Genomic DNA, 12,462 nt, shown 5'->3' with positions numbered 1-12,462 from the left:
GCTAGCGTCGTTTAAAATGATACAGGATACGCGCCGAACCTTCGATGGGTTCTTTTTTGACCAACTGGAATACGGTCCCGAAACCTTGTTCGAAATTACTTTCGTCGTAAAAATCGAAATGCGCCTTGAATTCGCGTTTGCTCTCGAGCAGGTATTGCACCCACGAATCGTCGCGCGTGGGGAATTCGATGAGCAGGTTTGGGGCGAGCCGCGCAAAAAACTGCGCCGACATTTCGAACGGGATGTTGCCAGACAACGTCAAATGATGGATGACGGCCAAGGCCAGACAGCCCGAAAGTTGCAATTTTTCGAGTCGGTCGATCAGCGAAAAACGTTCTTCATTATTGAATCCGTAACCGCCTGCGGGATTGAGTGCATCGGCCACGAGCGGTACAATATTCGTTTCTTTGTTCTGCTGGATTTGCCTGTAATTTTGACCCACGGCATTGGGGTCGATATCGGCCACGAGCACCAATTCGTTCGAACCGAGCGCACGCGCAAACGTGCCGTCGTTACCGCCCAGGTCAATGATTTTGCCGCGTCCGATTTGCTCGAACCAATCCTTGACCTTCTCTTTTTTGATTGCGTAGGCCGCATCGTTGTAGTTGGTCTGGCTGTAATAGTGGTCCCATTCGGTGCTTTCCTTGGCGTCCAAGTCCTTGATGTAGTCGTACAGGCCCGTCAGCAATTTGATTTGTGCCGATTTGGACAACTTTTGGACACCTTTGTCGCCCGAACCGGCCGAAAATTTATCGTCATAACGCGCCAGCAGGTGGATGTTCGCCCACAACGTCGGATTGAGCTTAGACTTCCACGGCAGCAATTGCGCGAGCTTTTTGAGTGGGATGCCGTCGATTTCGTGGGCCAGCGTTTTGAGGAAATCGTGTCCGTAGTATTTGCTGAGCACCAACGGCCCGAGAAAATGCATGACGAATTGTTTGTAGGCATGCCATGGCTGGTCTTGTTGGTAAAAATCGAACGACAACGTGTCGATGAATACGGGCTTGCCTTGGTGGAACGTGACGTTGAACGCCGTGGCATCCTTCAAAGAAAAGCCGTGTTCAAGACAGTATTTCTGGATCTTGAGCGTGAGCAACGCCGCGTGTTTGTATTGCAAAAAGCTCCATTCGTATGGATAGGTCACAAACGGAATTTTCTCGGCTTCGAGCACGATTTGCGTTTGGGAACGCGAAATCTCACGGTGCCGGATCAAGTAGTGTTGGTCGAAAAGTTTGTCGTAAAAACCCGATTGCTGCAACGCGTCGTAGGGTGCAAAATATATCGGCTGGATGATTCGCTTGATGGCATCGTCCTCTAAAACCACATAACCCGACGGATCCCTGAACGACGAAGTGATGCGCTCCTGGCTCATTGATCGGCTTCTTCTTTGGTGTCGATGCTGTCGGCAAACCCGTCTTGCGATTTGGGTTTGATCCCGAAGATCGATTTGACTTTGGCTACGACAGTGCGGTAAAAAAGCAAGACCCCAGCCACGGCGGCTGCCAGAAATTGCACGATGAGTGCGCCTGTTCCGGGATCAAAATAGAGTGGAATCATTTGGATTTTTTTTCAAAGATACTTATTTTAATACGACGTGAAAATTACGGTCTGATTTTAACGTACGCTAAAATGATCGAAACGTCATTTTGCCGATAGGAACAGATTCTTACGGAAATACACCACCAGAACCACAAAGTAAACCACGTAAGTCAGCGCATGCGCTATCACCACACCCTTTGCACCATAAAGGCCAATCAATCCATAGCCCACACACAACATCGTTAAATGCGAAAACAATTCGGTCACGACAAACGCAAGCGTCAGTCTTTTGGCAAAAAATTGGTAGCCCAAAATCAGCGAAGCGGCCTTGAAAAAATCGCCGAACAGCTGCCAGAAAAACAAATCGGACACTGGTAGGAATTCTTCGGTAAACAGCATCTGGATGAGATACATTCTCAACAAATAAACGGCTACCAGCCCTACGGTAAATACAGGCAAAAGCCCACTGTAGTAACTCTTGAACACGTTTCTCGTTGCTTTTCGATTGTCGGCCAACGAAAGCTTGGGCAAAAAATAGACGGTCAGTATCGTTGAAATGAACAGCATGTAGTAGGACGACAACCTGCTTATGGCCTCGACGAATCCGGCCGCCGCATAGCCCGATGTTTCTATCAAATGGGTTCGCAACAACAAGTATACAATCGGGGCTGCAACCGCCGTGACCAATGTCATCACCGAGTAAGATGCCAGACTCCGCAAAACCGATTGGTCGAATTTGCCCAAGGAAATAGACCTGAAAAACGACAACTCCTTACCCAGAAAATAACAGGCCACAAAGAAAAGCAAAGCAGGAGGTACTACGATCGACAAAAGCGCGCCGAACGTTCCAAAATGAACCACGGCATACACCGAAAACGCAAGCCCTATGACATTGCCTACAATACTGGCGTAAATTACATGACGGTATTTCCCTAATCCGTTGATGACTGCCGTCAGAAATACGCCCATCGCATACCATGGCAACGCAAGCGCCGTTATTTGAATTACGCGAATCGTTTTGATTTTGTCGCCAAAGAGCAACGTCGTCCAATATCCCGCAGAAAAAAACAACACTGCCGAATACACCAACGAAACTGAAAGCAAACTGTAAAATGCGGTTGCGAAAATTCGCTGCGCCGCAACGTTGTCGTCTTTGTTTTCGGCTATGAGTTTGATAATTCCATTTTGGAAACCGAACGTAGAAACAGCTTCAAGCGAAAAAACAAAACTACGCAGATTGCCCACCAAGGCGACTCCCGCCGGACCTACAAACAACGCCAGCATCTTAGACGTGATCAATCCGCTCGCTATCTTTAAAAGTACACCTAAACTGTTCAAGGACGTAACCTTGACCAATGGCGTACGCGATATGGCTTTGACTATTTTCAACGGTAATCATTTAGAATCCGAATCACCGAAGTCACCTCATCGTCTGTCAACACCGGCCCCATCGGCAAACTCAACACCCGGCGATGGATTTTTTCGGTAATCGGAAACGACAAATCATTCCATTGGCCGAGCGCCTTTTGCTTGTGCGGCGGCACAGGGTAATGGATCATCGTCTGGACGCCGCTTTCCTGCAAATAGTGCTGTAATGCCTCGCGGTTTTTGGTTTGGATCACAAACAGGTGAAAGTTGTGGTTCAGGCTTCGGTCGTAAAAAGGCAGCCCGATCTTGGGATTGTTGATTTCGGCGAGATAACGTTTAGCGATGTATTTGCGCCTTTGGTTTTCGCCCTCCAGATGCGGCAACTTGACCTGCAAAAAAGCGGCCTGTAGTTCGTCGAGGCGGCTGTTGTAGCCAATGTGGTCGTTGTAGTATTTGACCTCCGACCCATAGTTGCGCAACGAACGGATCATTTGGGCGAGTTCGGGATCGTTGGTCGTGACCGTGCCCGCATCGCCCAAAGCGCCCAGGTTTTTGCCCGGATAAAAGCTAAAACCCGCTGCGTCGGACAAATTGCCCGCCTTGATGCCATGGCCATCTTGCGCGCCGTGCGCCTGCGCCGCATCTTCGATGAGCAACAAACCGTGCTGCTTGGCGATGCGTTGCAGTTTGTGCATGTCGCAAAGTTGCCCGTACAAATGCACGGCAAGGATCGCTTTGGTTTTGGCCGACAGGTTGGCGCCCACCAGATCGGGGTCGAGGTTGTAGGTTTGCGCATCGGGTTCGACCAAAACAGGCACCAAATCGGCTTGTAAAATGGCAAGGATGCTGGCAATGTAGGTATTGGCCGCCACGATCACCTCGTCGCCTTTTTGGAGTTTGCCGAGTTCGATGTACGATTTAAAAATAAGCACGAGCGCATCGAGCCCGTTGCCCACGCCAATGCAATGTTTCGTACCGCAGTAGGCTGCAAATTCGTTCTCGAACTTTTGAACTTCTTCGCCCAAAATGTACCAGCCGCGATCGGAAACCGTCGCTAGTTTTTTTTCGAACGCCAAACGATAGGGCGTATTGATTTTTTGAAGGTCGAGGAACTTGATCATAGCGCTAACGAATAAAAATCCTGATGGTATACCGAACAGCCCAATTCTTCTTTTTGCTTCATTAACCCGGTGTTGATTTGACCGTCGGTTGCCATAACGGTGCCCATGTCAAAAAAGGCCATTCTTTCCTTGAACTTGTCAATCAGCGTAATGAATAAAAAATCGAGTGCACGCCACTTTTCGCCTTCGATCGTCGTGGCGCCGTACTGCGATTTGATGCCGTTTTCAAATTCAAACAGTGTAATACCGGCAACGATTCGGCCATCGTAGTAGGCATCATACTGCGTAATGTTGTGCGGAAAGCGCTTTGCCAACAAGGTAATTTCGTCGAGGCTGTGTACCGGTTTCGCACCGTATTTCGACGCAAGCTTGGGCCCGAGCACCTCCTTCCAAAACGGCCCGAAATCGCGCGACTCGACAATTTCGATACCCGCAGACGAAACCCGTCTGTAATGCTTTTTTTTGCTCTTTGAAAGCAAATCAGGTCCGTTGAAATCGACTGCGAGATTGCAATCGCGTCTGTATAATTTTGCCCCGTGGGCAACCAAAAAACAATCCGATTCGAACGCGGGTTCTTGGTGATAAAACGACAGTATCGGTTTGATTTCGATCCTGCGAAATCCTTTCGATTTCAAATGGCGCAACACCGCGTCAAATAGGTCAAAAACGATCGACGGTGTCGCTCCTGGAGGCAAGACCAGGCCTCCGTACGTCAACCCTTGGTGCGAAAAAACCTCGTCGCCTACCCGATTGGCGGGCATCACGGCCATCAGTTTTTGGTTGTCGAACACCAACAGCGAGCAGTCTTCGAACCGATGGGAATGGTATTCCATAAAGTCGCGCTCGAACAAAAAAGTCGCATTCTTGGCCTTGCAAACAAAGGCGTTCCAAAGGTCGTAGTATTGGGGTTCGTATGGTTGGACCGTGTAGTTTTTCACCCGTTGGTTTTAGACTGCCGAAAATTAAACAATTATTTCCTAAAACGCAGCCTTAACCAAAAAATGACATCCGAATGGTTTTAATGTGTAACTTTAGGCCGCAAAGATTTTATTTGGTGAAAACAAAACTACAAAACCTGTTATTTATTGTGGGTTTGCTGGTCTCGGGCGTAGCCGGGGCCCAGGAAGTTACGCTCTATGAACAGTTCAACGGACGGTATGATTTTGTTTTTTTCGGCAACACGCTCAACCCACATGAGAATGGATCGGGCTTTCCGTGCCAGACGCTCACGCAGGCCTCGGCCGCGCTCAATCTGGCGCCAACCGACGTAATTGCCAAGGCCTATTTGTACTGGGCCGGATCGGGTACTGGCGATTTTAACGTCAAGCTCAACGGCATCGACATCACGCCCGACCGTACTTTTTCGCACCTATCGAACACGGCCGGGCTCAAATATTTCAGCGCGTTCAAAGACGTCACCCAGCAAATCATCGATACGGGCAACGGCGATTACTTGCTTTCGGAGCTCGATGTTTCGGAGTTCCTCGTTCCAGGTTCGACCTATTGCGGCAACGCGACCAATTTTGCGGGCTGGGCGATTGTCGTGGTGTATGAAAACCCCGCGCTGCCCATCAACCAGCTCAATGTGTACGACGGATTGCAAGGCGTACCCAACCAGCTCACCATCACGCTCGACAACCTCAACGTGATCGACAACGAAGGCGCCAAGATTGGGTTCGTGGCGTGGGAAGGCGACCGACTCATCGCCAACAACGAAACGCTGCGCATCAACGGGATTTTGGTAGGCAATCCACCGCTGAACCCTACCAACAATGCGTTCAACGGCACCAACAGCTTTACGAATTCGAATACGTTGTACAACATGGACCTCGACGTGTACGACATCCAGGGCTATATCGACATTGGCGATGTCTCGGCCGAAATCAGGCTCACCTCGGGCCAGGACGTCGTGATGATCAATACCGTCGTGACCAAGCTCAACAGCCAGCTGCCCGACGCGACAATCGCCATCGACAACATCCAACTGCCGTGCGAATCACGCGAGATTACCGTCGATTATACGGTTTATAATGTGGACTGCACCAACGAGCTACCGGCGCCAGCGCGTATCGCCGTATTTGTCGATGACTTTTATCTCGCTTCTACACAAACCACGGGCGAGATTCCGATAGGCGGCAGCGAATCGGGGCAAATTACGCTGACCATACCCGATATCATTCCCGATCCTTTTGAACTGCGGTTCTCGGTGGACAACGACGGCAACGGCAACGGCGGCATCGTCGAACTCGAGGAAAGCAACAACGATTTTGTGACCACGGTGGCGTTTCCTGTGGTGCCCGAATACCACGCGCTGCCCGAAGTGTTGGCTTGTAATGAAGGATTGGGCGCGGGTACGTACAATTTTTCCGGACACCGCGACTTGGTGGTAACCGATCCGGCGCACGGGGTGTCGTTCCACGAAACGCTGGCCGACGCACAAAGCGGACAAAACCCGATCCTGAATACTGAAAACTATACGGCGACGGCCTCGCCTACCGAGGTTTTTGTACGTATCGAAGGCCCTACCTGTTACGCCATCACGTCGTTTTTGCTGCGTACGCGCAATTGCCCGCCTACGGTATACAATTACATTTCGGCCAATGAAGACGGTTACAACGACGACTTTTTCATCGACGGATTGCGCGACATCTTTTTGAACTTCAAACTGTCGGTGTACAACCGCTGGGGCCAACTGGTTTGGATGGGCAACAACAACATGCCCAACTGGACCGGAAACAACAACCAGGGTTTTATCCCGCTCGACGGACGCACACCCGACGGCACGTATTTCTACATACTCGAGCTCAACGATCCCGATTATCCGGCGCCGCTCAAAGGATATCTGTACTACAAAAAGTGATTATTTTTCGAGCGGGGCGAGCGACCATTTGTATTTGACGGCCACGAGTCTAATGAGGATGATCAACGCCGACGTGATCACGTATACCGCATCGTCGTCCAAAGGCAACTTCTTGAGCGCAAAGAACACCACGCCGCCTATGATACAGATGGTCGCGTAGATTTGCCGTCGGAAGATCACGGGGATTTCGTTGCACAAAATATCGCGCAGCACGCCGCCAAAACAGGCCGTCATGGTACCGAGCGCAATGCAGATCACCGGGTGCAGCCCCGCATCAATTCCTTTCTCGAGCCCAATTAGGGTAAAAACGCCCAACCCGATGGTATCGAACAAAAACAACGAAGTGCGCAAACGGTCCAATTTTTTGCGGAACAGTATGGCCAACACAAAGCCGATGCAAATCACGTACACGTAATTCAAATCGCGCATCCAGCTCACAGGCGTTTGCCCGATCAACGCGTCGCGCAGCATCCCACCGCCCACGGCCGTCACAAAGGCGATGATGAACACCCCGAACGGATCGAGTTTTTTGTTGATGGCCGTGAGCGCACCCGACATCGCAAAAGCCATCGTACCGATGACATCCAACCAATGGAACATGACGAAATATTTTTCGCAAAATTAAAGAAAATCCCACAGTTGTTGGCCTGGCCGTGTTTTATTGTCGAATTTATTAGTATTATTGTAGTCCAATTCTAGCCGATGCCGTCGAAACAGATTACAAGCGTGCAAAATCCGATGATCAAATCGCTGGTGCAATTGCAGGAAAAAAGCAAGTCCCGCAAACAAACCGGCACCTTTTTGATCGAGGGACGACGCGAAATCGAACTCGCGCTCAAAGGCGGCTATGTATTGGAACAACTGCTGTTTTACCCCGAAGTCATTTCAGGACCCCAAGTCTCACAGCTTAACCCAAGCGGCCAGATTCCGCTGGTCGAAATCAACAAGGAAGTATACGAGAAGCTCGCCTACCGCGACACAACTGAGGGTGTCATCGGCGTGGCGCGCAGCAAGTCGCTCGAACTCGACGATTTGAAATTGTCGAAGAACCCGTTGATTTTGGTCGCGGAAGCACCCGAAAAGCCCGGCAATATCGGCGCGCTGTTGCGTACCGCCGATGCCGCCAAGCTCGACGCGGTGATCATTGCCAACCCGCGCGGCGATTTGTACAACCCCAACATCGTACGTTCGAGCGTGGGGTGTTTGTTCACCAACCAGATCGCCACGGGCAGCACGGCCGAAATCATCGCCTTTTTGCAGGCGCGCGACATTCGCTTTTTTTGTGCGACGTTACAAAACGCGACCGTTTACGACCAACAGGACTATACCACGCCTACCGCGCTGGTCGTCGGGACGGAAGCCACAGGACTCACACAACAATGGCGCGACGCGGCCACGCAAAATGTGATCATCCCAATGGAGGGCGAAATCGATTCGATGAACGTATCGGTGGCGGCCGCCATTTTGATCTTCGAAGCCAAGCGGCAACGGGGATTCAAGCGATAAGATTTGCGTCTGTAGCAAAAAAGTGAGACTTAAACAAGAACATGATGAGGTATTCTTTTTTGGTGCTTTGGCTCGTTTCGGGCATTTGCACCGCCCAACTGACGACGCCCCAAGTCGATGCATTGGTCGAAAAAACACTTCAAACTTTTGATGTTCCGGGTATTGCCGTGGCCATCGTCAAGGACGGAAAAGTTGTCCATGCCAACGGCTATGGCGTTCGATCGATCGCGACAAAACAAAAGGTAGACCAGCACACGCTTTTTGGCGTCGCCTCGAACAGCAAGGCCTTTACGGCTGCAGCCTTGGCGATGCTCGTAGACGAAGGAAAGCTCAACTGGGACGACAAAGTCGTGCAATTCCTGCCCGAGTTCAAGATGTATGACGATTATGTCACAAAGGAATTCACCGTCAGGGATTTGCTCACGCACCGCAGCGGGCTGGGTTTGGGCGCGGGCGATTTGATGATCTGGCCCGACGGCAACAACTTCACGACGCAGGACATCATCTTGAATTTACAGTATCTCAGGCCCGTATCGGCGTTCCGTACCAAGTATGATTACGACAATTTGCTGTACATCGTGGCCGGCGAAGTCGTGCACCGTGTGAGCGGCCTGTCGTGGTGCGATTTTATAGAATCGCGGATCATGAAACCGCTGCACATGGACCAAAGCGCCGCGTCGTTCCTACGACTCAAGGACACCGCGAACGTGATTGTCCCGCATGTGCCTACCGATGGCAAACTCAAGGTCATTTCGCGTTACAAAGGATCGACGTTCGACGCCGCCGCCGGGATTTATACCAGCGTGCACGACCTTTCCAAATGGGTCATCGCGCAACTCGCCCGAGGCAAATATGATAGCACCAAAACGTTGTTCTCCGAAAAACAGCACAAGGAAATGTGGTCGTCGCAAACCGTGATGCCCAACACGCCCATGCCGCCTTACCGTTCGAATTTCAAGAGCTACGGGCTGGGCTGGCAACTCACCGACATCAACGGGTTCAAGCAGGTTTCGCATACGGGTGGGCTCGACGGCATTGTGACGCAGGTGGTGATGGTTCCCGAGATCAACCTGGGCATCATCGTACTCACCAACCAGCAATCGGGCGCGGCGTTTTACGCGATCTCGAATACCATCAAAGACAGCTATCTCGGTCTTGGCCCCACCGATCACATCGCCAATTTGAGCCAGCAAATCAAACAAAAAGAAGACGACGCCGACAAAATCACCGACGAGGTTTGGGCAACGGTAGTCCAAAATCCAAAATCGAAAACGGCGTTCAAGGACCGCATCGGCACCTATACCGATCCTTGGTTTGGCGACATCACGTTGTCGGAAAAAAAGGGAAAATGCTACTTCCGGTCGGTGCGTTCGCCGCAGCTTTCGGGCGAAATCTTTTTTTACAAAGACCAGACCTATGCCGTCAAATGGTTCAACCGCAGTTTTTTGGCCGATGCGTTTTTGACCTTTTCGGCCGATGGCGCGCGCATCACCATGAAGCCGATCTCGCCGCTGACCGATTTTAGCTACGACTTTCAGGATCTTGATTTTTCCCGAACCTCGACCGCCGATTGACCGCCGCGCATTCGAAGTTCGGTATTCGAAGTTCGTTAATCGACATTCGATGTTCAAAACCCAGATAATGAACAAATAACGAGTGTCGAATTTTTCATCCACAAAACCACCAACCAGCCGCGATTTTCGCCGCGCGCCCGACTTGCACAACTCAAATCTTATCACTATTTTTAGGACTTGAAGTAAGGAAGCTATGGTCGAGATCGATATCGAAAAAGAAAACAAGGCGATTGCGCAGGAATACAAGGAATTGCTCCGCATCAGTTACCAGACATTGTCGCCCGACGACAAAAAACTGATCCGCAAGGCATTCGATGTGGCCGTAGACGCGCACCAGGACCAGCGCCGCAAATCGGGAGAGGCCTATATTTTTCATCCGATCGCGGTGGCCAAGATCGTCGCATCCGAAATCGGTTTGGGTGCCACCAGCATCGCCGCGGCGCTCATGCACGATGTGGTCGAGGACACCGAGGTGACCATCGAGGACATCGAAAAAATGTTCAACAAAAAGGTCGCGCAACTCGTAGAAGGGCTTACCAAGATCGCGCAGGTGCAAAAGGATTTGAACATTTCGATGCAGGCCGAGAACTTCCGCAAGATGTTGCTCACGCTCAACGACGACGTGCGTGTGATCCTGATCAAGCTCGCCGACCGCCTGCACAACATGCAAACGATGGATTCGATGGTCGAGCACAAGCAGGTCAAGATTGCATCGGAAACACTTTACATCTATGCGCCACTCGCCCACCGTTTGGGCTTGTACAACATCAAGACGCAACTTGAAGACCTGGGACTCAAATACACCGAGCCGAACGTTTACAACGAAATCGTCAGCAAAATCAAGGAAACCAAGGAAGAACAGGACGCTTACATCAAGGACATTTCTGATGTTTTGAAGAAATCGCTCGATGAAGAAGGCGTCGATTACATCATCAAAGGCCGTCCCAAATCGATTTATTCAATCCGACGCAAAATGCTCGCGCAGGGCGTTTCGTTTGACGAAGTGTACGATAAATTCGCGTTGCGCATCGTCTACAAATCGAACCAGCACGACGAAAAATTCCTCGCCTGGAAAATCTATTCGATCGTCACCGACCACTACCGCCCGAGCCCGAGCCGTTTGCGCGACTGGATTTCGTCGCCCAAATCGACGGGATACGAGGCGTTGCACATTACGGTCATGGGGCCCAAAGGCCGCTGGGTCGAAATACAGGTACGGTCGGAACGTATGGACGAGATTGCCGAGAAAGGCTATGCGGCGCATTACAAATACAAACAAGGCGGCGGTAACGAAGAAAGCGGGCTCGACACCTGGCTCAACCTGTTGAAGGAAGCGCTTGAAAGTTCCGAAACCAATGCGGTGGATTTTGTCGAGGATTTCAAGATGAACCTGTACGCCAAGGAAATCTTTGTGTTTACCCCAAAAGGCGAGATCAAATCGCTTCCGAAAGGCGCGACATCGCTTGATTTTGCATTTTCGATACACTCAGAAGTGGGCGTAAAAACCAGGGGGACGCGCGTCAACGGACGGCTCGTACCGCTCAACACCGAGCTCAAAAGCGGCGACCAGATCGAAGTGATCACCTCGTCTACCCAAAAACCGACGATCAACTGGCTCGACTATGTGACCACCTCGCGCGCCAAGAACAAGATCAAGAACGTCCTGAACGAAAACACCAAGAAGATCGCCGAGGAAGGCAAGGAATTGCTCACACGCAAGCTCAAGCATTTGAAGGTGACCCTCAATGAGCAGGTGGTCAACGAAATGGTCAATTTCTTCAGGCTCAAGACCAGTCTGGATTTGTTTTACCGCGTGGGCATCGGCGCGATCGACAACCAGCAACTCAAGGACTTCGCGGCGCAAAAGAGCAACACGCTGATGAACTTCTTCAAGAACAAAATCACACGCAGACCGCACACCGCCGACGAAGACATCAACAAACCGGTACTCTCGGCCAACTACGACATGCTCGTTTTTGGGCCCGAACACGACAAGCTCGACTACAAACTCTCGACGTGCTGCAACCCGATCCCGGGCGACGAAGTGTTTGGCTTTGTGACCATCAACGAAGGCATCAAGGTGCACAAAAAAGATTGCCCGAACGCAATTTCGCTGCAATCGAACTACGCCTACCGCATCATCCAGGCCAAATGGATCGATTCGTCGCAACAGGAATTCAAGGCGATCCTGAACATCCACGGCATGGATTCCTTGGGCCTCACCAACGAACTGACCAAGGTGATTTCGAACAACATGCACGTGAACATCCAAAGCATCTCGCTCAGTGGCGAAGCGGGCATTTTTAACGGGCAAGTCACGGTGATCGTGCAAAACAATACGATTTTGAAGAAACTGATCGACAACATTAAGAAGATCGACGGGATTGATAAAGTGACGCGGGTGTATAAAAACTAAAATTTAAATTCCAAATTCCAAGCACCAAATCCCAAATTACAAACGCGGAGTCAACGATTGGAATTTGGATTTTGGACC

Annotated in this window: 10 protein-coding genes; 4 read left to right on the top strand and 6 right to left on the bottom strand. The window is 50.8% G+C overall.

Annotation, left to right across the window (positions count from 1 at the left end; genetic code table 11):
• Position 1 precedes the first annotated feature (1 nt).
• The 5 genes from BLP55_RS01035 to BLP55_RS01015 all read right to left on the bottom strand — a co-directional run bounded on the left by BLP55_RS01035 (position 2) and on the right by BLP55_RS01015 (position 4,966).
• Positions 2-1,372 carry a class I SAM-dependent methyltransferase gene (locus BLP55_RS01035; protein ID WP_091140271.1) on the bottom strand — a complete coding sequence of 457 codons (1,371 nt, stop codon included), beginning with the start codon at positions 1,370-1,372 and terminating at the stop codon, positions 2-4.
• Positions 1,369-1,557, bottom strand: a complete 189-nt coding sequence (locus BLP55_RS01030) for a hypothetical protein (protein ID WP_091140268.1) — start codon at positions 1,555-1,557, stop codon at positions 1,369-1,371. Before BLP55_RS01030 ends, BLP55_RS01035 begins: the two co-directional genes overlap by 4 nt.
• An 84-nt stretch (positions 1,558-1,641) precedes the next feature.
• On the bottom strand, positions 1,642-2,928 hold the full coding sequence (locus BLP55_RS01025) for an O-antigen translocase (RefSeq protein WP_244503388.1): 1,287 nt from the start codon (positions 2,926-2,928) through the stop codon (positions 1,642-1,644).
• Positions 2,925-4,028 (bottom strand): DegT/DnrJ/EryC1/StrS family aminotransferase, encoded by a 1,104-nt coding sequence (locus BLP55_RS01020; RefSeq protein WP_091140266.1) that lies wholly within the window; start codon positions 4,026-4,028, stop codon positions 2,925-2,927. The genes BLP55_RS01025 and BLP55_RS01020 overlap by 4 nt, the downstream gene beginning before the upstream one ends.
• Positions 4,025-4,966: a hypothetical protein gene (locus BLP55_RS01015; protein WP_091140264.1), complete on the bottom strand. Its 942-nt coding sequence runs from the start codon at positions 4,964-4,966 to the stop codon at positions 4,025-4,027. Before BLP55_RS01015 ends, BLP55_RS01020 begins: the two co-directional genes overlap by 4 nt.
• Positions 4,967-5,082: 116 nt before the next feature.
• On the opposite strand from BLP55_RS01015, the gene BLP55_RS01010 reads away from it, so the two are divergent.
• Complete coding sequence (locus BLP55_RS01010; protein ID WP_244503387.1) at positions 5,083-6,888, top strand: T9SS type B sorting domain-containing protein; 1,806 nt, start codon at positions 5,083-5,085, stop codon at positions 6,886-6,888.
• On the opposite strand, the gene BLP55_RS01005 is transcribed toward BLP55_RS01010, so the two are convergent.
• On the bottom strand, positions 6,889-7,488 hold the full coding sequence (locus tag BLP55_RS01005) for a trimeric intracellular cation channel family protein (protein ID WP_091140262.1): 600 nt from the start codon (positions 7,486-7,488) through the stop codon (positions 6,889-6,891).
• Between the two features lie 102 nt (positions 7,489-7,590).
• Here BLP55_RS01005 and BLP55_RS01000 point away from each other — a divergent pair, with 102 nt between their 5' ends.
• The 3 genes from BLP55_RS01000 to BLP55_RS00990 all read left to right on the top strand — a co-directional run bounded on the left by BLP55_RS01000 (position 7,591) and on the right by BLP55_RS00990 (position 12,384).
• Positions 7,591-8,394 (top strand): TrmH family RNA methyltransferase, encoded by an 804-nt coding sequence (locus tag BLP55_RS01000; RefSeq protein WP_091140260.1) that lies wholly within the window; start codon positions 7,591-7,593, stop codon positions 8,392-8,394.
• Between the two features lie 41 nt (positions 8,395-8,435).
• Positions 8,436-9,968 (top strand): serine hydrolase, encoded by a 1,533-nt coding sequence (locus BLP55_RS00995; RefSeq protein ID WP_091140258.1) that lies wholly within the window; start codon positions 8,436-8,438, stop codon positions 9,966-9,968.
• A 193-nt stretch (positions 9,969-10,161) separates the two neighbouring features.
• A complete protein-coding gene (locus BLP55_RS00990) occupies positions 10,162-12,384 on the top strand; it encodes a RelA/SpoT family protein (protein WP_091140256.1) in 2,223 nt (740 codons plus the stop codon).
• Positions 12,385-12,462: the final 78 nt, after the last annotated feature.

The sequence above is a fragment of the Flavobacterium caeni genome, from assembly GCF_900101895.1.
GTDB classification, from domain to species: Bacteria; Bacteroidota; Bacteroidia; order Flavobacteriales; family Flavobacteriaceae; genus Flavobacterium; species Flavobacterium caeni.
Note: the sequence above shows the minus strand (reverse complement) of the source record. Positions and strands in the feature narration are given on the sequence as shown.

Coding starts and splice junctions, on each gene's coding strand:
- BLP55_RS01035 (WP_091140271.1), bottom strand. CDS start 1,372: ATGAGCCAGGAGCGCATCACTTCGTCGTTCAGGGATCCGTCGGGTTAT.
- BLP55_RS00990 (WP_091140256.1), top strand. CDS start 10,162: ATGGTCGAGATCGATATCGAAAAAGAAAACAAGGCGATTGCGCAGGAA.
- BLP55_RS01000 (WP_091140260.1), top strand. CDS start 7,591: ATGCCGTCGAAACAGATTACAAGCGTGCAAAATCCGATGATCAAATCG.
- BLP55_RS01005 (WP_091140262.1), bottom strand. CDS start 7,488: ATGTTCCATTGGTTGGATGTCATCGGTACGATGGCTTTTGCGATGTCG.
- BLP55_RS01030 (WP_091140268.1), bottom strand. CDS start 1,557: ATGATTCCACTCTATTTTGATCCCGGAACAGGCGCACTCATCGTGCAA.
- BLP55_RS00995 (WP_091140258.1), top strand. CDS start 8,436: ATGATGAGGTATTCTTTTTTGGTGCTTTGGCTCGTTTCGGGCATTTGC.
- BLP55_RS01020 (WP_091140266.1), bottom strand. CDS start 4,028: ATGATCAAGTTCCTCGACCTTCAAAAAATCAATACGCCCTATCGTTTG.